Source organism: Nocardia testacea NBRC 100365, from assembly GCF_000308775.1.
GTDB classification, from domain to species: Bacteria; Actinomycetota; Actinomycetes; order Mycobacteriales; family Mycobacteriaceae; genus Nocardia; species Nocardia testacea.
The window spans coordinates 34,995-56,091 of sequence record NZ_BAGJ01000135.1 but is presented as its reverse complement, the minus strand read 5'-3'; the positions used below and the strand labels follow the sequence as shown (position 1 = coordinate 56,091).

Here is a 21,097-nt window from a genome sequence, read left to right as displayed (position 1 = left end):
GTCAGCTCCGCCGGGCCGCCCCGGCGGAGCGCAATCGCTGCCGGTGTTCGGGGCTGTGGGAGCGTCAGTTTCCCGTCATCATGGGCAATGTCATCGACGCCTGCGCCGAACACGGGACGAAGCTGGTCTTCTTCGACAACACCTACATGTATCCCGGAACGTCGGGAGCCCAGACCGAGTCGACAGCATGCGCAGCACCGGGCGGTCGCAAGGGACGTGTCCGTGGCGAGCTCGCCACCATGCTGCTAGAGGCCATGCGGGCCGGCCAGGTTCAGGGCCTCGTCGGCCGCGCCCCCGAGTTCTATGGGCCCGGCTCGACCAAGAGCTACACCAATTCGTTGGTGTTCGACCGGATCAGGGCGGCAAGCGGCCGTTCGTCGCGATCGATGCCCACACCGAGCGCTCCCTGATCTGGACCCTCGACGCGAGCTGGGCGCTGGCGCTGCTCGGCAACACCCCGGATGCCTAAGGTCGAACGTGGCACCTACCGGTCGACCCGAACCGGCAGTCCTACGCCCAGCTCATCGAGATCGTCGGCGAGGTCATCGGCCGCAAGATCGGCTACACGGTGCCGACCGAGTCGGCCCCCGATTACCCCCCGCTTTCATCGTCGATACGACGTCGGCGTCGAGTGGTACGGGGCGGCACTGCTCATGAAGCCGAAGGGGCGTCGCCGGTCGAATGGGATTCTCCCTGCTGAGTCGTCTGCGCGGGCGTAACGGAATGTCTCGGGCGCAGTGGGCCGGGATGCCGCGTTGCCGCCGGTTGACTTGACGTCCTGACGACCAGGCAATAACGGGCTGAGTCGTCGTTGTGGAGTGTGTCCGGGGAAGTCCGGCCGGAGAGGCCGTGCAGTTCAGTCCTGATGGACGTTTCTCGATGTACGTTGTATTCCGTTGCAGATAAAGATAATCCGCCGTCTTGGCATTGGACCGATGCAGCTATTTTCGTCGCCGTCACTGGGGGTGATCGTTGGTGTGTCCCGAACGTCGATATCTCGCCGGACCGATCAGTCTCATGAACCTCTTCGTGGGGGTCAGGGGTTCGAGTCCCCTTAGCTCCACAGAAAGAGCAGAACAGGTCAGGTCCGGTTCAAGACCGGGCCTGACCTGTTGTTTTGTGTCTGGCCCCGCGTCTACCCCCGTGGTCCTGGATCCTGTTCGCCGAAACCGACGCGGTCGGGTGTGCAGCTGTGTCCACCGAGACCGGAGAGGCGGATGCAAGCAGTGAATGGGCGTGCGGAGCGCAGACGATCCGACTCGGCTGAATGTTCGGGACTGGGTGGTTCAGGGATGCCCCGACGGCGTCATGCCGGGGTTGTGGCCATACTATCGGCGATGGAGACGCGTACCCTGGGCGCTGGATGGACAGTTCAGCGTTTCAATGATCGGTTCCCGTGGCGGGGTTGAATATCGCTGCTCCGCGGCCGGCGAAGTCCTTCACGTTCTGGGTGACCACCGTGGCGTCATGGGTCAACGCGATAGCCAAGATCTGGGCGTCGAAGATCTCCCCGGCGGTCGGTTTCGGCCGTTTCACCATCAACCCGGCATACAGGTATCCGGCAGCCTGTTCGAACGGCAGGACACGCCCTGCTGCTTCGAGCGGTTCGAACACCGTCAGGGCGGCAGCCTCGAGGATCGACCGCTTACGGCCCTCGGCCAGCCGGGCAAGGCCGTTCGCTACTTCCAACACAGTGATAGATGTTGTGTAGTAGCCGGTTTGGGCGGCGAGCCAGCCGGCGACGATGGGGTGCTTCTCCGGGGCCATCGCGGCGGAGATCACGTTGGTATCCAGGACCAGCATTCAGTGACCCTCGGACGCTTCGAGAAATGACGTATCGAACTCCGGGGTCTCACCGTCGAGGGCTTCGCGCAGGACGGCCAGACGTGCCAGCAAGGCTGCCCCGGACAGTGGGTTCGGCGCGCCGGGGGCATCGTCTTCGTTCGCGGCACGGGTCAGGATGTCACGAACCTCGGCTTCCATCGAACGTCCGTGGAGGGTGGCGCGCCGCTGGATGGTGGCCTTGACCGCGGGGTCGAGGTTGCGGACGTTCAGGTTCGATACGGCGGCCGCGACCTTCTTGCCGGCAGGCCTGCGAGCTTTGGTTTTGGCGGCTTTCGTCGTCATGATGTCAATGCTATCAAAGCGCACTCATAATGCACTCACGCAATGTTGGGTGCACATTCTGCGCAGGACTACCGCGCGCCCGTCGCCGAAACCGGAACTCCGGCGGCCGACTGTGTGTCACGTATCGCCACGTGGGCGCAGGCTCGAGCAAGCCCCGCGGTTACCCGCGCCTTCGTCGTCGATGTGGCGTCGGCGCCGGGTGCCCACCAGGGGAGAGAAATGCTCGCGGAGCTGGAGGCGCATTGTCGGTCGTGTAGCTTTTTCCCTGGTCAGCCGTCTGCTGGTGTGTCGTGCGTCGTCTCGAGCGTAGCCAGCCAGCAGTTTGCGTGGTCTACCGGTCGACTTGACGTTCTGACGTCCGGTCATCGAGGGTCGAGTGTTCGTTGTGGCGGTAGCTTCGGGGTGGTTCGACCCGCCCCCGTTTCCCCCGCTTTGGTTCTCGATTTGCCTGGTGGACGCGTCCTCCGGCGGTTGCAGTCCGGTGACCGGCAGCACCGCTCAGGACTGCTGGCGTAGCGTGACCGGATCGGGGCGACGATGGCATTCAGCGCACACCCACAGAACGCGGTTGTTCCGGTTGCCGTGTGTATTCGGTACCTGTCAGAGCCGGCGGGGGCAGCCGCGCCTGGTCGGTAGCACGCGTCACCACGGCAAGGCCGAGCTGGGCCGTGTAGGCCGCGCGCAACCACCCGGATCGGTGGTGTGTGCGGCGCGGTGTCGGGGCTCGCTGTGGTTGTGCCCCTCGGGGAGTAGCGAGCGGGTTACGTGTGCAATTCGCACCGCGATCCTCGCCAATACGCCACGACTCACCATGGTGACCCTATGAAGGGATGGCGATAGTGGAGGAAGAGTTCGTGCACCGACAACGGACCCGGTTACGTGATCTCAGCGAGGCTTCCACCGCACCGTCATACCCACTATTCGAGGGAGATCAGGACAGCATGAGAACCGACACCACCAGGTACAGCAATTTCACCGGCTGGATCGATCGACCGGACGATATACGGCCCGCCTTGGACGGCGACCTCACCTGCGACATCGCCGTCGTCGGCGGCGGCATGGGTGGAATGGCGACCGCGCTGCGCCTCGCCGAGCGCGGCCAGGACGTGGTCCTGCTGGAGTCCGAGTTCTGCGGCTATGGCGCGGCCTCGCGCAACGGCGGTCAGATCGCCGGGGCGCCGGGTGGGGACCTGAGAATGCTCGGGCTGTTCTCCGGCAGCAAGCTGCCGGTCATGGCCAAGCTGGCGGAACACGCGGGCCACTATGTGGAAGACCTCATGAAGACTCATGACATCGACTGCGACTACGTGGCGAACGGTCTGGTGTGGGGTGCGGTCTCTCCCATCATGATGCTCAGGGTCCGCACGCAGGCGGCGATCCTGCGCGCCGCCGGTGGGCAGGGGATCGTCGGCACCAGTGAGCAGCTCGGCCTTCCGGCCGGTTTCGTCGGCGGCATGCGAGAGTCCATCGGCGGAATGCTGAACCCGGGCAAGCTCGCTCGCGGTGTGCGGCGCGCAGTTCTCGACTCGTCGGTCGAGCTCTTCGAGGAGTCGCCGGTGAGCGACGTGCGGAGGGCAGGGGGCATCGTCGAGCTCACGACACCGAAGGGCACGGTGCGGGCTGACAAGGTGGTGCTCGCGACCAACGCCTATTCCGGCGAATGGGACATCACGCCCAAGAACCTCTCGGTGCCGCTGTACGTCATCGAGGTCGAGACCGAACCCATCGCGCCCGAGCGGATCGCCGAGCTGGACTGGACCAGCCGGTCGGGCATCATCACCCAGCACCAGCTCATGACCCACTACCGGCTCACCGAGCGCAACACCATCGTCTGCGGGGTCCGCCGGGCGGAGCGCGGTCTGAGTTACCCGCTCCCGGATCGGGTTCCGTCCCCCGGCCTCGTCAAGGACATGGCGGCCGACCTGTCCGACCGATTCCCGACGCTGTCCGACGTGTCCATCGCGCGGGCCTGGGGCGGTTGGATCGGCATCAGCGCCGACTGGCTGTCTGTCGCCGGGCAGGTAGGCGACAACGTCTACTACTCGATGGCCTGCAACGGCCACGGCCTCTGTCAGGTGCCGTACGTGGGCAAGATGATCGCTGACTACATCGTCGACGACGAGATGCCGGAGGACCTCGCAGGCATCTGGTCGGATGTTCCGGAGTACCCGGCATCGATGGCACGGCTCTTGAGCCCGTTCATGATCCGGCTCACCTGGTGCGTGGACCGGATCAACGACTTCTTCAGCGGCAGCAGGACGCTGGCGCGGCGGAAGCTGCGTCGCCGAGGGCGCGCGAAGCGCTGAGTAGGCGGCGTGGGGGTCAGGCCGTGCCGCGGATCCGGAGGACTGTCAACGCCGTCGCGACTTCGGTCGGCCGGTCGGCGAAGGGGCGGGGTAGGAGTTCGTCGACGCGGGCGAGACGCCGGTCGATCGTGTTGCGGTGGGTGAACAGCCGCTCCGCGGTACTCGACCGGTTGAGGCCTTCCTCGACGTAGGTGAGCACCGTCTGATGCAGGACCGGACTCGCGGCCTCGAAGTCGCCGAGGACATCGGTGACGAACTGATCGAGCTGGCCGACATCGGCCGACATCAGGTCGATCATCTGCACGTCCTCGTAACGGATCACGGTGAGGTTCGAACGGAGCCGCGACAGAAGGCGTTGCGCTGCCGCGGCATCCAGGTGCGTTCGCCTGAATCCGTTGGTACCCGGCGCCGCGCGGCCGAGCGCCACACGAGCGCGGGGGTGCCGACTGAACAACTCCTCGAGCTCCGCCGCGGGCGGTACGGTCTTCGCCGGAATCCACAGCCACTGCGCAGAAGTCCCCGCCACAACGGTGAGTCGACCTCCCGCGCCGCAGGCCCGCATCAACTGCTCGCTCGCGGCGTCGAGTGCGTGCGCGTCGCGCTCCGAATCCGTCCACACGACTGCGCCGATGTGCGAGCCGGTCAGCGCGTATCCCAACTGGGCCTCGGCCCTCGCCGGCGCGATGTCGGCACCCTGCAGCAGCAATTCGACGGTGGCGTAGCGCTGAAGTTGCGCGCCGCCCGCGAACTCCTCGCGGACCTCGTCGACCTGTTGTGCGAGTGCCGCGATGGCGTCGTCGACGGCGGTGGTCAGTGAACAGGCCGAGACCGCCACGAGCGACTCGAGCTCGTCGAGATCACCGGCCACCCTGAAGCATTCGGCGAGCCACCACCGCCACACGACGTACTGTCCGGCCCGCCACGAGGTGACCTCGTCGGTGGTGAGGCCGCGGAGAACGACATTGCGCGCGTAGGTACGCGTCTCCTCACTGTCCGGTGGCGGGACCCGCACGCCGGGTGCGGCGATGTTCGACGTCAGCCACTTCTTGAGGGCGAGGACGCCGACGCGGTCGCTGGACTCGGCCAGCACGGGGTCCTGTGAGATCGCCAGGTAACGGGGGTCCCGGAGCGTCGCCTCCTCCATATCGGCCAGAATCTCGGTGTGCCTGGCGAGCATGGTCTCGGCGACGTCGCGGAAGAGCTCGCGCACCCGGTCGGAGGGCACGGGCCACAGCTCGTCGGATGCCACCGTCATTCCACGAACCTCCATCGCTCGCCGTGACAACGAGTATGCGCCGCCCGCCCCGACCGATCGGGTCGGCGCGCAGGCCGCACGAGTCAGTCGAGACCCAGGTACTCGCCGAGCTCGCGGTAGTCGACCTGCCAGAGGCCGGGCGACCCCAGTGGGTACTGGGACCGGAAGCCGAGGATGCGCTGCACGCGCTCGGGCAGGGTCTTCACGACTTCGCGGTCCACGAGGAAGGGATACGCCTCCTCGCCGACCAGGTAGCCCGGGTTGAAGGCGAATGCGAGCCCGCGGCGGTACTGGTCCGTCGTGACATTGGCACCACCGCCGTGGGCGGTCTTGCCGCTGAAGAACAGCGCGTCACCGGCCTTCATCGTGGCCGGGACCGTCTGATCCGGGGTGCCGCGATCCTGGAAGTCCGGCCAGTGATTGCTGCCGGGGATGACGCGGGTGGCGCCGTTGTCCTCGGTGAAGTCGGTCAGCGCGATGAGGAAGTTGAGGGTCACCTCCGGGCCGGCGGGACCCATCCCGACGAACGGGAACCAGTTCTCCAGGTCGCGGTGGAGCATCTGGGCGCGGTTGCCGGGGCCGATCTCGATGACCTGGGCGGTGGTCATCCAGAACGTACCGGACTCCTCGAGGAAGATCGCCTCGCACAACGCGTGCACCAGGTCGTTGTCGATCACCTCGTCCCGGAACACCTGGCTGTGCGTGACGAGGTTGGTCAGGCGCTTGGTGTTGGCGCCGTGGAACTCGTTGACGATCTCCAGCTCGTGCTTCCCGCCGGGGGCGAGCGCGCCCAGGGGTCCCTCGATCTGGGCGTTGAACCGCGCGACCTGGTCGGCGGTGAGCAGGCCCTCGATGATGACGCCGCCGTCGCGATCGACTATCTCTCGGATCTCGGCGATGTCGGTGGTGTTGCCGACTCGCTGGAGAGTCGCATCGACCGATGTCATGGTGTGTTTCCTTCCAGGTGAGGATCTGAGGTGGTCAGTTCGTCTTGGTCATCACGTGCTTGATGCGGGTGTATTCCTCGAGCGCGTAGATCGACATGTCCTTGCCGTATCCGGACTGCTTGAATCCGCCGTGGGGCATCTCCGAGAGGACGGGCATGTGGTCGTTCACCCAGACGCAGCCGAAGTCGAGGTCGCGTGCCGCGCGTGCCGAGTGATGGAGGTTCTGCGTCCAGATCGACGACGCCAGGCCGAACTTCACGTCGTTCGCCCACTCGAAGGCCTGGTCGATATCGGCCGCGCGCTGCACAGTGACGACGGGGCCGAACTGCTCCGCCTGCACGAGCACGTCCGCCTGACTCGGGTTCGCCACCACCGTGGGCTCGAGGAAGAAGCCGTCGCCGGGCACGGCCTTGCCGCCGGTCACGATGGTGCCGTCGGTCTCGGCGAGGACGTCGAGGATGGACTGTCGGTGTGCGGCCGAGATGAGTGGACCCATGTCGATGTCGCCGCCGGCATCGGGATCGCCGACTCGGATCGCCTGAACCGCGGGGACCAGCGCCTCGAGCAGCCGATCGTAGATCCCTGGGGTGGCGATCACTCGGCACGCCGCGGTGCAGTCCTGGCCGCTGTTGGCGAACCCGGCGGTGGCGATGCCCGCGACGACCGCGTCGAGATCGGCATCGTCGAGGACGATGACCGGCGCTTTGCCACCCAGCTCGAGATGCGTCTGCGCGACGTGGGACGCGGCCACCTCGGCGATGTGCCGTCCGGTGCTGGTGTCGCCGGTCAGTGAGACCAGGCCGATACGGGGATCCGCGACCAAGTGGTCGCCGATGTCCGACGCCGACCCTGACAACACGTTGAACACACCGGCCGGGAAGACGTCCTGCGCGAGCGCGGCGATGTAGAGGGCGGTCAGTGGGGTCTGGCGGGAGGGCTTGAGGATGCTGCAGTTCCCGGCCGCGAGGGCCGGACCGAACTTCCAGGTCGCCATGAGCAGCGGGTAGTTCCACGGTGCGATGCCGGCGACGACGCCGATCGGCTCGCGCCGCACATAGGACTCGTAGCCGCGCAGGTACTCGCCGCCTGCGCGTCCCTCCATCGTCCGCGCCGCACCCGCGAAGAATCGCAGGTTGTCCACCGCGAAGGGCACCTCGTCGCGGGCGACCGGGAGGGGTTTGCCGACGTTGCGGGACTCCAGCAACGCGATGTGCTCGGCGTGTTCCTCGATCTTGGACGCCAGGGTCAGGAGCATCTCCGCACGCTCGCCCGGGGTGGTGCGCCGGAACGAGCGGAACGCCTGGGCGGCTGCGGTCACGGCCGCGTCGACATCCTCCTTGCCGCTGGCGGGAACCCGGGCCAGGACCTCACCGGTCGCGGGTTCCAGGACATCGAGCAGCCGTCCGGATTCGGCGGCGACGAGTTCGCCGTTGATGAGGTTCTTCGCGCTGTAGGCGCTGGGGGCGAGCATGGTGATCTCCTGTTGTCGGGATGCGGTGGGGTGAGGTGGCCGGCGGAACTCAGCCCGGCGGGTGAGCGATCAGCTGTTGCCCGAGCTGGAACTTCTGGATCTTTCCCGTGGCGGTCTTGGGGAGCGTCGCGAACTCGATCCGGTCGGGTACCTTGAACTTCGCGAGGCGATCGAGCAGGTGGGCGCGCAGGTCGCCGCTGCTGAGCTCCGCGCCCGGGCGGAGGGAGACGAACGCCGCGGGGCGCTCGCCCCAGTGCTCGTGGGGAACACCGACCACCGCGGCCTCGAGGACCGCGGGGTGCTCGAGGATCGCGCGCTCGATCTCGATGGAGCTGATGTTCTCCCCGCCGGAGATGATGAGGTCCTTCGCGCGATCGCGGATCTCGATGTACCCGTCGGAATGTCGAACGGCGAGATCCCCGCTCCGGAACCATCCGTCGGGCACCGCCGCCGCGGTGGCCGCGGGGTCGCGGTAGTACTCGGCGGTGACGTTGTTCCCCCGCAGCACGATCTCGCCGATCGTCGTCGCGTCGGCGGGCACGTCACCGCCGGCCTCGTCCACCACGCGGACACCGCCGGTGATGATGTTGCCGACGCCCTGGCGCGCGTTGAGCCGATCGCGCTCGGCCTCCGGCGCCGCGTCCCACCCGCGGTCCCACTCGTTGATCACCGCGGGCCCGTAGGTCTCGGTCATGCCGTACAGGTGGGTGACGTCCAGGCCGCGGGTGCGGGCCCGCGCCAGGAGTGCGGGTGCCGGTGGGGCGCCGCCGGTGGCGACCCAGACCTTCCGGGGCGAGATCGTCGCCGAAGGAGCTGAGGTGATGGTCGAGATGACGGTCGGGGCAGCACACATGTGCGTGACCCCGGCATCGTCGATCACCTCCCAGATCGCGTCCGCCTCGACCCTGGGCAGGCAGACGTGGGTCGCTCCCGCCGCGGTCACCGCCCACGTGAAGCACCATCCGTTGCAGTGGAACATGGGCAGAGTCCACAGGTAGACCGAGTTGAGGTCCATGCCCGAGTGGAAGGCCATCGCCACGGACTGCAGGTAGGCGCCGCGGTGGGTGTACACCACGCCCTTGGGCTTCCCGGTGGTCCCGGAGGTGTAGTTGATGGCGATCGGTGCGAGCTCGTCGTGCGAGGAGACGTCCACCGGCGTACCGGAGGACACGATCGCCTCGTACTCCTCACCGCCGGCGACCACCGTCATCGGACTCCCGGCCAGCGCGACAGCCTCGAGCGCGAGGGAGGTCAACGGGTCGGTCGCGATCAGTACCCGCGCCCCACTGTGCTCGAGGATGTAGGCGATCTCCGTCGCGCTGAGCCGGGCGTTGAGCGGCACCAGGACGCCTGCGGCATAGGGGACCCCGTAGTGGGCTTCGAGCATTTCGAGGGTGTTGTGCGAGAGCACCGCGACCCGATCACCCGGCTGGACGCCGCGGTCGACGAGAGCGCCGGCGAGGCTGCGACAGCGGTCGTGCAGCCCGCGGTAGGTGAGCGTGCGCGGGCCGTCGACGACAGCGGTCCGCTCGCCGTGGACGGAGGCTGCGCGGTCGAGGAATCGCACCGGAGTCAGCGCGGAGAACGCGTGTGTCACAGCGGCCCCGCCTCGGCCAGGTGGGTGCCCTTCGACGCGATCCGCGCGACCGGGAGATCGCCCATGGAGAGGAATCCGCGGGGAGCGTGGACGACCGCGGTCGCGACGTTCACCGCTGCCGCGATCGTGCTCACGAACGACTCGAACCCGACGGGTGAGGACAGCTCGATCACCTGGTCCGCCCCCTCGATGCGGTAGTCGTCGCCCGCGCTCACCGGGTCGCTGCCGTCGAAGAAGCCGAACATGATCTCGAGGTCGATCACCGTTCGACCGCCCACCGTGCCGCGCGCGGCGTGGGTGACGGCGGCGATCTCACCCGGCTGAATGACGACGTGGTCTCCGGTCCGGACGGTGTCGCTGACTCTGCTGGGGGAGACCCGTTCGACGACGATCGCGTCGAGCGACCACCCGAGACCGGTGGCGAGCGCGCTGATGGCCTGCTCGAAGCCGTAATGGCCGACGACCGCTCCGGACGCCTGCGCACCGTCGAACCGCGCCGGCGTGAGCCCGAGGCCGAACTTGGACAGGATCGCGCCGTAGCGCGACATATTCGTTCGGCGGCGGATGACGATCCGCTCGACGCGCTGGGTCAGTGTCGTCAGCAGGAGCGGGAGTGTGTCCATCAGGACGCCGGGGTTGGCGCCCGTACCGAGGACGGTGACGTCGTTGGCCTTCGCCGTCTCGTCCAGGCGGCGCGCGATATCCGGGTGGCTGGACCACGGGTAGGACAATTCTTCACAGATGCTCATCACGTTGTACGACCGTTCGAGCAACGGCACGAGGGTGTCCACGACCACGCCCAGGTCCGAGGTCGTGGCCACGATGGCCAGGTCGGCCGCGGGAAGACGGGAGGGTTCGTCGATGACGGTGACCCCGCTCGCGCCGAGGCCGGCGAGGGTACCGAGGTCGGCGCCGACGACGGCGGGGTTCCGGTCGGCCGCGCCGACGATCTGCACGTCGGTGCGCCGCAGCAGGGATGCGGCCATGGCGAGCCCGGTGGCGCCGAGGCCGACCATGACGATCGTGTGAGTCAAAGGCTTTGTCCTTCAGTGAGAATGGTTGCCGGGGTCGACGGCGGCTACTCCTGCGTTCCCGCCGTCGGTCGGAGTCGTCTCATCACGGGTCCGAGGGCGAGGGAGCCGACGAGCAGGACGATGATTCGTCGGTCCTGATGGTCATGTCGTCCTTCATGGGATGGCCCGCCGCGCTGCCGCGGTCAGGGGATCAGCAGCTGGCGCAGCTGGGCACCGCCGGCGAGATCGGACAGGGCCTGCGCCGCCTCGTCGAGCGGCCTGCGGGCGGTGATCAGCTCGTCGAGGAGGAGTTCACCGGTCATGTACAGGTCGACGAGCTTCGGGATGTCGAACTGCGGCCGGATGCTGCCGTAGTTGGAACCGAGGATCCGCGCGTCCATCTCGGCGAGCGCGAGCGGCTCGAAGGAGGCCGTGGCGCCCGCGGCCGGGAGTCCGACGACCACCGCCGCACCGCCCAGGCCGAGCGCGCGGATCGCGGCCTCGGTGGTGGTCACGTGCCCGATCGCGTCGAAGGCGAAGTCCACCCCGTCGGGCATCAGGTCGCGCAACGCGTCGACCGCGTCCGCACCGTCGAGACCGATCGCGTCAGTGGCGCCGAAGGTCTTCGCGAGCGCGGCTCGTTCGGGGGAGAGATCGACGGCGACGATCCGCTCCGCACCCTGCAGGCGGGCGCCCTCGACGATGTTGAGTCCGACTCCGCCGCAGCCGATCACCGCGACGGTGGATCCGGCCGTCACCTCGGCCGTGTTGACGACAGCACCGACGCCGGTGGCGGCGGCGCACCCCACCAGCGCGATGGCGTCGAGTGGCGCGTCGTCGCGGACCTTGATCGCGCCGGTCGCGGGGACGACGACCTCCTCGGCCCATGAGGACACTCCGAGGTAGTGGTTGACGCGCTGCCCACCACGGCTGAGCCGGCTGGTTCCGTCGAGCAGGCTGCCGGTCGCGTTGATGACCGTCGCAACCTGATGGCAGCGGGTCTCCCGTCCGGCGAGGCATGCGCGGCACTCCCCGCAGTAGGGGTTCCACGACAGCACGACGTGGTCGCCCACTGCGAGGTGCGTGACACCCGGACCGACTTCGGTGATCACACCCGAGCCCTCGTGACCCGGCACCAGGGGCGCGGGGACCTCCCACTCACCTCGGACGAGGTGCAGTTCCGAGTGACACACCCCCGCCGCCGCGATCTCGACGCGGACCTCGTTGCGCCGGGGCGCTGCGAGTTCGATGTCCGCGATCTCGACGGACGCGTCCTGGTGGGTGAACAATGCGGCGCGCATGACTCGACTCCCTTGCTGGGCAATGTGATCGGCGGAACCGCACACAAAGCGTTCCGTAGGGCGGTCGGCGGCTCGACTGCTGAAACGATGTGGCGTGGATCTCACTGTGACGGTTCGGTGGGCGCATCGGCCACAGCATGTTCCAACCATTTGCCCGGAGAAGCGGTGCAGATTGCACTCCGCGCACACGTCGCTGCGCGGTGCGAGCCGGGAGGGGTGAGATTTCCACCACCGCCCCGCACAAGACGCTGAGATTCGCTGTGGTGTGCGCCACATCCGGACCGGCAGCCTGAATACATCAGGACGCGCTCGGCGCAGGAAGGAAGCGAAGGATGAGCAACACAGCACCCGGCCCGGAGTACTTCGACGTCGTCATCATCGGCGGTGGGATCTCGGGTATCGGCGCCGCGACGTACATCACCCAGGCGTTCCCCAACAAGAAGGTGGCTCTCCTCGAAGGTCGCGATTCCATCGGAGGCACATGGGACCTGTTCAAGTATCCCGGCATTCGCTCCGACTCCGACCTGCACACCTTCGCGTACGAGTTCAAGAGCTGGAAAAACGACAACGCGATCGCCGACGCACCGCTGATCCTCGACTACCTCGAAGAGACCGTCGAGGAGTACGGCCTCGCCGATCGCATGCGTTACCGGCACAAGGTGGTCTCGGCCGCATGGTCCAGCGATGACGCCCAGTGGCTGCTCAACGTCGACGTGACGGAGGCCGACGGCACCGTGCGCCGCGAGGTCGTCAAGGCAGGCTGGGTGTTCGGCGCCACCGGCTACTACGACTACGAGAAGGGCTTCACCCCGGAGTTCCCGGGCCGCGAGGACTTCACCGGCGACATCATCCACCCCCAGCACTGGCCCGAAGGCTACGACTATTCAGGGAAAAAGGTCGTCGTGATCGGCAGCGGCGCCACCGCGATCACGCTGATCCCGTCGATGCTGAAGGGTGACGGCGCGGCCGCGCATGTCACGATGCTGCAGCGCACACCCACCTACATCCTGACCCTGCCGCGAGTGGACGCCCTCGGCCTCAAGCTCACCCGCCTGCTGGGCGAGCGCGGCGGCTACCTGGCCACGCGGTGGAAGAACATCCTCACCGACTGGACCATTGTCGAACTGCTTACCCGGTTCCCCAACGCTTCCCGCCGCTTCATCCGCAGCGTCAACGTCAAGGAACTGCCCGCCGGCTTCGACGTCGACAAGCATTTCAATCCGCCGTACAACCCGTGGGAACAGCGCCTCTGCCTCGCACCCGACGGCGACTTCTTCCAGTCCATCCGCGACGGCGGCGCCTCGGTCGTGACCGACCGCATTCGCCGGTTCACCGCCACCGGGATCGAACTCGCGTCCGGCGAGCACCTGGACGCCGATGTCATCGTCACCGCGACCGGGCTGAACCTGCGCCTCTTCGGCGGTATCGACCTGACGGTGGACGGGCGCCCCGTCGACCTGCCCAACTCCGTGGTGTATCGCGGCATGATGCTCTCCGGCGTGCCGAACTGGATGAACGCGATCGGCTACACCAAGTCGTCCTGGACACTCAAGATCGGACTGCTCGGCAAGAGCATCATCGAGCTGCTGCGCCACATGGACACCCACGGCTACGACACCGTCGTCGCGCACGCACCCGCCGGCGTCGGCACCCGCTCCATGCTCGACCTCGAGTCGGGCTACATGCAGCGCGCCAAGAACGATCTGCCGCGCCAGGGCGATGCCATGCCCTGGAAGATGGAGAACGTCTTTCTCGACGACCGCAAGATGTACCGCGGCTCCGTGATCGATCAGAACCTCCGGTTCAGCTCGCGCCTCGGGCGCGAGCTCTGCGGCCGCACCGTCGCGGAAGCGGCACTCTCATGACCGTGATCGCCCAGGCTCCCGCACCCACCCAGGCGCCCGCCGCGCGCAGCGTTGCCGAGCGGCTCCAACGCGCCGCGTTCACCGCCCTCGGCAGCATCCCCGGCGGTCTGCTCCGGCGTTTCGCGCCGCGGGTGGTCAACGCCGACGGTGACGTGATGGCGCCCGAGATCGCGCTGCTGCTCGCGGCCTCCGAAGGCGCCCCGGACTTCAGCGACGGCACTCCGGAGGAGGCGCGCGCGATCGTCGCGAACGACTCGCGGGTGTTCGCCGACAAGGCGCCCGCGGGCGTGCGTGTCGAGCCGGAGATCGTGATGCCGTCCGGCCTGCGTGCGACCCTGTACCGGCCGACGGTGTCCTCGAATGCCCTGGTCCTGTTCCTGCACGGCGGAGGTTTCGTCCTGAGCAGCCGGCAGGACTACGACGTGCCCGTTCGCCTGATCGCGGACGGCGCGGGTGTCAACGTGCTCTCGGTCGAGTACGGCCTGGCGCCGGAATCCCCGTTCCCCGGGCCCGTCGACGACGCGGTCACCGCCTGGCGGTTCGCCGTCGAGCACTGCGCCCAGTGGGGGATCGACCCCGCGCGGATCGTGCTGTTCGGCGACAGCGCCGGCGGCAACCTCTGCGCCGTGCTGGCCAATATTGTGGCGGGCGAGGAGATCCGGCCCTTCCTGCAGGTGCTCATGTACCCGGTCGTGGACGCGGTGGGGAAATACGCCTCGAGGACGGAGTTCGCCGGAAGCACCGCACTGTCGGCCAAGCAGATCGACTGGATGACGGACAGGTACCTGCCGGACCGGATGGACGCACTCGACCCGCGGGTCTCGCCGATGCTCGCCGAGGACCTGTCGGGCGCGCCTCCGACGCTGATCACCGTGGCCGGTTTCGATCCTCTCCGGGACGAGGCGCTCGCGTACGCCGCGCGAATCGAGGAGGCCGGCGTCCCGGTGCGCGTCTTCCGTGAGAGCGGCCTCGTGCACGGCTATATCTCGATGACGCGCATCAGCCCCACGGCCCGCGCCGCGCTCGATCGGGTCACCGGCGTCATCCGCACCGCACTCGAGGAGTCCCGATGAGCACCATCCGTATGATCCTCGTCCTGCTCGCCGACCTCGCGATGGTCGGGGCCGGCTTCTACTACGGCATCAAGTTGCTCCGCGGCTACCGTAACTTCCTCCTCGGTCTCGAATGGGTCGTGATGGCGGTGTCCGGCGTGAACGTGCTGTACCTCGCCGCGATCAACGTGGACCACGAGAGCCTCAGTTACCACGTCATGGTCTTCTTCGACGCCTTCTCCCGGTCGTTCGGTATGACGGTGATCCTCGTCCTCGGCATGATGGCGGTGACCCACCGATACCGCCCGACCTGGGTGGTGGAGGCCCTCGCCATCTCGGCCGGTATCGCGGTGGGCCTCAACCGTGCCCTCGAACCCCGGCCGGTGGAACCGAACTGGGCCATCTTCTACCTCGTGATGAACCTCGCCGCCGCACTGTTCATGTTCGTCTACCTGGTGCCGAAGCTGTGGCGCGCGGGCGACCGCGGCAACGCGACGTGGGTGGCGCTGGGCGCCGCGCTCGGCGCCTACGTGGCCGTCGTCTACGACTACTTCCCGATCCCCGGTGACGACGCGGATCACACGCTGTTCTACATCATCTCGCTCACGATCTGGGCACTGATGATCGTGACCTTCTCGCGCGGCTACCTCGCCCTCGAACGGCTCAACGCGCAGGCGGACGCGCGCACGTCGGCTCCGGAAGCGGCATCGCCCTCCGCTCGGTGATCGAGTACGAAATCCCCAAGCCTGCCGGGCTTCTGAAGAAAGGCGCTGGTCGTCCATGGCCCTGGAATCGTCACGGACCGCATTCGAACGAGCCCGCCGCAGCGTCGGCGGCGGGGTGGGGTCCGGCCTGCGCGCCGCGATGCGTCCCCATCCGCTCTTCGTGCGAGAAGCGCGGGGCGCGCACCTCTGGGACCTGGACGGCGACCGCTACGTCGACTACGTGATGGCCTGGGGCCCGCTCGTGCTCGGACACAGCGACCCGCGCATTCTGTCCGCTGTATCCGAGTCCGCGACGAAGATGCAGGTCGTCGGCACGGGCCACGCCCTCGAATACCTCGCCGCGGAAGCGGTTCTCGACGCCGTGCCGCACGGCGAGCGGCTGCTGTGGAGTAACACCGGTACCGAAGCGGTGCAGGTCGCGCTGCGGCTCGCCCGAGCCGCGACCGGGCGGCGCCGCGTCCTCAAGTTCGCCAAGAGCTATCACGGCTGGCACGACACCGTGTACGCCGGGATGTCCGAGGACGACAGCGACCGACCCGCGCGCCCGGGCAGCAAAGGGCAGTCGCCCAGTGTTTTGGACGATCTGGTCGTGGCGCGCTTCAACGACGTACCTCTGGCCGAGCGTCTCCTGAGCGAGGCCGGCGAACGTGACATCGCGGCGGTGCTCGTCGACCCGGTGATGAGCAACGCCGGTGTCGAGGCGCCCGCGCCGGAGTTCCTGTCCACATTGCGAAATCTGTGTGACCGCCACGGCGTCGTCCTCGTTTTCGACGAGGTGATCGCCGGGTTCCGGATCGCACGTGGCGGCGCCGCCGAGAAATACGGTGTGCTCCCCGACCTGTCCGTCTACGGAAAGGCGATGGCCGGAGGATTCACCCAGAGCGCCGTCGTCGGCCGAGCGGAACTGGTCGACCAGGTGACCAACGGCGTCACCCACGCCGGAACCTTCAACGCCAACCCCATCGCGCTCGCCGCCGTCGAGGCGACGATGCGGGTACTGGCCGACTCCGATGTCTACGAGGTACTCGAGACGATCTCCGCCGAGTTCGACTCCATCCTCGGCGCTGTTCTCGGTTCGGTTCCCGGCAGCGGTGGCTTCAACCGCGTCGGCTCGCTCCTCCAATACGTCCCCGCGGGCGGGACCACCGGCCTCCACGGCACCGGCGGGCTCTGGACAACGATCATGGAAGGGATGCTGCGGCAGGGTTTCCTGTTCATGCCCTCCGGCAAAATCTTCCTCAGCACATCGCACACCACCGCCGACATCGAGGCGACGGCCGCGGCACTCCGACACGTCTTGAAGCGTCAGGCCGGCACATTCGGCAATGCCCCGGTCCTATTCGGAACATCCTGACGGCACGGCCCGGCAAAGGCTCTGTCCGCACGCTCGGCAGACGGCTCGGTGACTGAAGAGCGACAAGACACCGCCCGTCGGCCCAGGGTCCGCAAGATTCCTCCGGTGTATGCGTTGCTGTGCGAAATTGCCGCCAGAGGTGCTGTCGCAGGTTCGATCACTCGGCAGGAGACACAAACCATGGGTAACCGGAAAACGCGCGGTCATCGTGGGTGGGTTTCCGATTCGACGCTTCGGCGGCTGTGCCGGGTTGCACCCCCACGCGCAGCGAGGAATCCGGCAAGGGCCAGGGCCGCGGCGGTGGTCATGACGATCGCGATCCCACGAGCCGAGTTTCCCAGTAGGCCGACCGCGGGCGGGGCGATCGCGGCAGCGCCGAACTGAGTGAAGCCGATTACCGCGGCAGCGGACCCGGCCGTCGCGCCGTGCCGGGACATCGCCGAGGTCACCGAGTTCGGCATGGTGAGTCCAGTGGCACCCAGCAACACCATCAGCGGGACGGCGAAACCCACCAGGCCCCCGGTTTCCGTCGCGGACACAATGACGAACCCGACGCCGGTCACCACGCTCATCGCCAGCGATACCAGGCAGATGCGATCAGGAGTCCAGCGGCCGAGCAACAGCACATTCAGCTGCGATGCGCCGATCAATGCCACGGCACCGACCGCGAAGGCGAAACCGTAGAGTTGCGGGCTCAACCCGAACTGGTGCTGGAGGACGAATGCCGACCCGGCGATATAAGCCCACAGCACCGCCCTGACCAGCCCGCAGACCAGAACCAGCAGGACGAATGCGCGGTCTCGGGCGAGGAAGCCGTAGCGCCGGAACACCGAAGCGGTTCCGCGGCAGGCCCGCGCGGCCGGCGGCAGGGTCTCCGGCAGGGCCCAGCAACCGAGCGCGACCATCACCACACCGAGACCGGCGAGGGCGAGAAACACGCCATGCCAGGACGTCACGGAGATCAGCAGGCCGCCGATCGAGGGAGCCAGCACCGGCGCGACCCCCATGACCAGCATCAGCCGCGACAGTACGACCGCCGCCACCCGGCCGGTGAACAGGTCGCGGACCACCGCCATGGCGATGACCGCGGCGGCCGCGGCGCCGCTACCCTGGAGGGAGCGGAGACCGGCGAGTACCGCGACCGACGGCGCGAAGTAACACGCCACCGAGGCCGCGACGTGGATCGCCGATCCCGCGATCAACGGTCGCCGCCGCCCGTACACATCCGACAACGGTCCGATGACGAGCTGGCCCGATGCGAGCCCGATCAGCGTCGCGGTGAGGGTGAGCTGGATCGTGGCGTCGGTGGTACCCAGATCGGCGGCGATCACCGGCAGCGCGGGCAGATACATATCGACCGTGAACGGGCCCAGTGCGGTGAGGGCGCCGAGGGTCAGGACGAGCCGGAATCGATTGTGACGGGCAGGCGCCGGCGCGCTGATTTCGGCCGCTGTCACGGATGTTGCTGATTCAGGAAACCGGTCACCACGCTGCAGTAGTCGTACGGGCGTTCTTCCTGCAGGTGGTGCGAGGCCCGGTCCATGACGTAGAGATGGCCGCGCGGCACCATCTTCTCGCGTGTGATCGTGGATTCATCCGATTTGCCGTACTGCAGCGGGTCTACGAGCAGCGCCCGGCGGTCTCCGGCGAACAGTTCCGCGACCGGTCCGAAATCCGACCAGGCGGTGCAGCCGGGACCGCCGCCGTGCAGGAAGAGTGTGGGTGAGCCGGCACCCATGTCGTGACAGTGGTATTCCACACCGGCCGCGGTGGCGTACAAGCTGTTCGGTCGAGATGCCATGGGAACACCCGACCGCATGCCGGCGTCGGACCATAGGTTCGCGGTCCGCTGGACGGTCCGGGCCGGCTACTACGGAATCGCCGAGGTCTCCGTACAGCTGAGAGGATTTCGATACGCCCGCGATATGCGCCGACTCTTAGCATCGCGCGTGTGCGTGTGTTGATCGTCGAAGACGAGCCTTATCCGGCCGAGGCCATTCGCGATGGTTTACGGCTGGAAGCGATCGCGGCGGATATCGCGGGGGACGGTGAGACCGCTCTGGAACTGCTGAGCGTCAACGCCTACGACATCGTCGTGCTCGACCGGGATATCCCGGGCCCCTGCGGTGACGAGATCGCCGGACGGATCATCGCGTCGGGCTGCGGTATGCCGATTCTCATGCTCACCGCCGCCGACCGCCTGGACGACAAGGCTTCCGGGTTCGAACTCGGGGCCGACGACTATCTCACCAAACCCTTCGAGCTCAGAGAACTCGTCCTGCGGCTCAGGGCACTCGACCGCCGGCGCGCGCACAACCGGCCACCGGTGCGTGAGGTCGCCGGTCTGCGGCTGGACCCCTTCCGCCGTGAGGTCCACCGCGACGGCCACTATGTCGCGCTGACCCGGAAACAGTTCGCCGTGCTGGAAGTCCTCGTCGCCGCGGAAGGCGGTGTCGTCAGTGCCGAAGAGCTGCTCGAACGGGCCTGGGACGAGAACGCGGACCCGTTCACCAATGCCGTGCGCATCACGGTTTCGGCGCTGCGCAAACGCCTCGGCGAACCGTGGCTCATCGGCACCGTTGCCGGCGTCGGATACCGCATCGGTACAGCACCGGATTCCGGACGCGACGGAGCGAAGCATGGATAGAGCTCCCGGACCGAGCGTGCGAGTCAAGCTCACCCTCAGCTACGCCGGCTTCATCATGGTCGTCGGTGTGCTGCTGCTCGGGGCCGTCTTGGTCTTCTACCTGTATTACCTTCCCGACGGTTGGATCCACACCTCGACCGGTCAGCTCTGGATCGACCGCTCCCTGCTACTCGCTGCCTTCGCTCCTTTCATGGCGGTCGTGCTGGTCTTCCTGCTGGTATCGGGCCTGCTGGGCGGGTGGTTTCTCGCCGGTCGGATGCTCGATCCGCTGACCCGCATCACAGCGGCCACCCGGATGGCGGCGAACGGATCACTAGCCCATCGGATCCGGTTACCGGGCCGCAGCGACGAGTTCCGCGAACTGGCCGACGCGTTCGACACCATGCTCACCCGGCTCGAGGCGCACGTCACCGAAGCGCAACGATTCGCGGCCAACGCCTCCCACGAACTGCGGACACCCCTGGCGATCACGCAAACCATGCTGGAGGTGGCCCGCAACGGCGAGCACCGCGACACCGGTGAACTGGTCGACCGCCTCTATGCCGTCAATACCCGCGCGATCGACCTCACCGAAGCACTGCTCCTACTCAGCCGGGCCGACCAAGGGGCCTTCACTCGGGCACCTGCCGACCTGTCGCTCATCGCGGAAGAAGCGACCGAAACCCTGCTCTCGCTCGCGGAAGAGCACGGTGTCGGGCTCGAGACCGCCGGCGACGTGGCCGTGGTCTCCGGCTCGCCCGCCCTCCTGCTCCAGATGACGATGAACCTCGTCCACAACGCGATCGTCCACAACCTCCCCGACCACGGGACCGTGTGGGTCGCGACCGAGACGATCCCGGGAAAAGTGATCCTCACGGTCGAGAACACGGGCGATCAGCTCACCCCGCAGCTGGTTGCCACCTTGGTCGAGCCGTTCCAGCGCGGGACCGAACGCATCCGTGCCCACCACGCGGGTGTCGGTCTCGGCCTGGCGATCGTCGACAGCATCACCCGAGCACATTCCGCAATCCTCACCCTCGCCCCACGCTCCGGCGGTGGGTTGTGCGTCACCGTGCAATTGCCCGCCCAACCGGCGGACGCGGGCTCGAGTGCCCGCGGTGATCAGCGGTCCACCTGAGACCGAGCTGTCGAACCCGGTGGATGCCGGCAGCCTGGATCGGCCCGCCGTGATGCCGGCGTGGCACGGGGAAGCAGAAAGGGCTCTTGATGACAACCTGACCCGGCATTCGGGTCGGGTGGCCCGCTCGGCGCGACAGCCGCTCGCGTGTTCTCGAGATCCGGGGACGTCGCCGGATCCGTCATCGGTCCCGGACCGGTCGCGATCCGGCCCGGCCTTCCTCTCCGGCCGTGCCCCACAACACCGGAAACTGAGGCACCATCGCGAAGACACCAGCAGTGTGGCCGGGGCCGGCAGGGCCGCCCGCGCCGGCGGCCACC

At 67.6% G+C, this 21,097-nt stretch carries 18 protein-coding genes; 8 read left to right on the top strand and 10 right to left on the bottom strand.

Features of this window, described 5'->3' with window-relative positions:
• Nucleotides 1–80: 80 nt before the first annotated feature.
• Nucleotides 81–410 (top strand): Rossmann-fold NAD(P)-binding domain-containing protein, encoded by a 330-nt coding sequence (locus tag ON38_RS37065; protein WP_218000797.1) that lies wholly within the window; start codon nt 81–83, stop codon nt 408–410.
• A 970-nt stretch (nt 411–1,380) separates the two neighbouring features.
• Here ON38_RS37065 and ON38_RS18710 read toward each other — a convergent pair.
• A complete protein-coding gene (locus ON38_RS18710; protein WP_039826149.1) occupies nt 1,381–1,803 on the bottom strand; it encodes a PIN domain-containing protein in 423 nt (140 codons plus the stop codon).
• Complete coding sequence (locus ON38_RS18705; RefSeq protein WP_039826148.1) at nt 1,804–2,127, bottom strand: FitA-like ribbon-helix-helix domain-containing protein; 324 nt, start codon at nt 2,125–2,127, stop codon at nt 1,804–1,806.
• Nucleotides 2,128–3,068: 941 nt separating this feature from the next.
• Between ON38_RS18705 and ON38_RS18700 the strand changes: the two genes are divergently transcribed.
• Nucleotides 3,069–4,433, top strand: a complete 1,365-nt coding sequence (locus tag ON38_RS18700) for an NAD(P)/FAD-dependent oxidoreductase (protein ID WP_039826147.1) — start codon at nt 3,069–3,071, stop codon at nt 4,431–4,433.
• Between the two features lie 16 nt (nt 4,434–4,449).
• Here ON38_RS18700 and ON38_RS18695 read toward each other — a convergent pair whose 3' ends face one another.
• The 6 genes from ON38_RS18695 to ON38_RS18670 all read right to left on the bottom strand — a co-directional run bounded on the left by ON38_RS18695 (nt 4,450) and on the right by ON38_RS18670 (nt 12,017).
• On the bottom strand, nt 4,450–5,688 hold the full coding sequence (locus ON38_RS18695; RefSeq protein ID WP_373281233.1) for a PucR family transcriptional regulator: 1,239 nt from the start codon (nt 5,686–5,688) through the stop codon (nt 4,450–4,452).
• Nucleotides 5,689–5,771: 83 nt separating this feature from the next.
• The gene (locus ON38_RS18690; protein WP_039826145.1) at nt 5,772–6,635 is read right to left on the bottom strand and encodes a phytanoyl-CoA dioxygenase family protein; all 864 of its coding nucleotides are present in this window, start codon (nt 6,633–6,635) and stop codon (nt 5,772–5,774) included.
• A gap of 34 nt (nt 6,636–6,669) precedes the next feature.
• Entirely contained in the window at nt 6,670–8,106 is a 1,437-nt protein-coding gene (locus ON38_RS18685; protein WP_039826144.1) for a gamma-aminobutyraldehyde dehydrogenase, read from the bottom strand.
• Between the two features lie 49 nt (nt 8,107–8,155).
• Entirely contained in the window at nt 8,156–9,703 is a 1,548-nt protein-coding gene (locus ON38_RS18680) for an AMP-binding protein (protein ID WP_039826143.1), read from the bottom strand.
• Nucleotides 9,700–10,737 (bottom strand): dihydrodipicolinate reductase, encoded by a 1,038-nt coding sequence (locus ON38_RS18675; protein ID WP_083872796.1) that lies wholly within the window; start codon nt 10,735–10,737, stop codon nt 9,700–9,702. The genes ON38_RS18680 and ON38_RS18675 overlap by 4 nt, the downstream gene beginning before the upstream one ends.
• Nucleotides 10,738–10,919: 182 nt before the next feature.
• The gene (locus ON38_RS18670) at nt 10,920–12,017 is read right to left on the bottom strand and encodes an alcohol dehydrogenase catalytic domain-containing protein (RefSeq protein WP_039826141.1); all 1,098 of its coding nucleotides are present in this window, start codon (nt 12,015–12,017) and stop codon (nt 10,920–10,922) included.
• A 332-nt stretch (nt 12,018–12,349) separates the two neighbouring features.
• On the opposite strand from ON38_RS18670, the gene ON38_RS18665 reads away from it, so the two are divergent.
• The 4 genes from ON38_RS18665 to ON38_RS18650 are packed head-to-tail and all read left to right on the top strand — an operon-like array spanning nt 12,350 to nt 17,013.
• The gene (locus ON38_RS18665; protein WP_039826140.1) at nt 12,350–13,882 is read left to right on the top strand and encodes a flavin-containing monooxygenase; all 1,533 of its coding nucleotides are present in this window, start codon (nt 12,350–12,352) and stop codon (nt 13,880–13,882) included.
• On the top strand, nt 13,879–14,955 hold the full coding sequence (locus ON38_RS18660) for an alpha/beta hydrolase (RefSeq protein WP_039826139.1): 1,077 nt from the start codon (nt 13,879–13,881) through the stop codon (nt 14,953–14,955). The genes ON38_RS18665 and ON38_RS18660 overlap by 4 nt, the downstream gene beginning before the upstream one ends.
• Nucleotides 14,952–15,659, top strand: coding sequence for a hypothetical protein (locus tag ON38_RS18655; protein ID WP_039826138.1), 708 nt, complete (start codon nt 14,952–14,954; stop codon nt 15,657–15,659). The genes ON38_RS18660 and ON38_RS18655 overlap by 4 nt, the downstream gene beginning before the upstream one ends.
• Nucleotides 15,660–15,714: 55 nt before the next feature.
• Nucleotides 15,715–17,013 (top strand): aspartate aminotransferase family protein, encoded by a 1,299-nt coding sequence (locus tag ON38_RS18650; RefSeq protein ID WP_051164952.1) that lies wholly within the window; start codon nt 15,715–15,717, stop codon nt 17,011–17,013.
• Between the two features lie 203 nt (nt 17,014–17,216).
• On the opposite strand, the gene ON38_RS18645 is transcribed toward ON38_RS18650, so the two are convergent.
• Both ON38_RS18645 and ON38_RS18640 read right to left on the bottom strand, forming a co-directional pair.
• Complete coding sequence (locus tag ON38_RS18645) at nt 17,217–18,470, bottom strand: multidrug effflux MFS transporter (protein WP_051164951.1); 1,254 nt, start codon at nt 18,468–18,470, stop codon at nt 17,217–17,219.
• On the bottom strand, nt 18,467–18,814 hold the full coding sequence (locus ON38_RS18640) for an alpha/beta fold hydrolase (RefSeq protein ID WP_083872794.1): 348 nt from the start codon (nt 18,812–18,814) through the stop codon (nt 18,467–18,469). Before ON38_RS18640 ends, ON38_RS18645 begins: the two co-directional genes overlap by 4 nt.
• A 150-nt stretch (nt 18,815–18,964) precedes the next feature.
• On the opposite strand from ON38_RS18640, the gene ON38_RS18635 reads away from it, so the two are divergent.
• Entirely contained in the window at nt 18,965–19,660 is a 696-nt protein-coding gene (locus ON38_RS18635) for a response regulator transcription factor (RefSeq protein WP_039826136.1), read from the top strand.
• Nucleotides 19,653–20,777: a sensor histidine kinase gene (locus tag ON38_RS18630; protein WP_039826135.1), complete on the top strand. Its 1,125-nt coding sequence runs from the start codon at nt 19,653–19,655 to the stop codon at nt 20,775–20,777. Before ON38_RS18635 ends, ON38_RS18630 begins: the two co-directional genes overlap by 8 nt.
• Nucleotides 20,778–21,097: the final 320 nt, after the last annotated feature.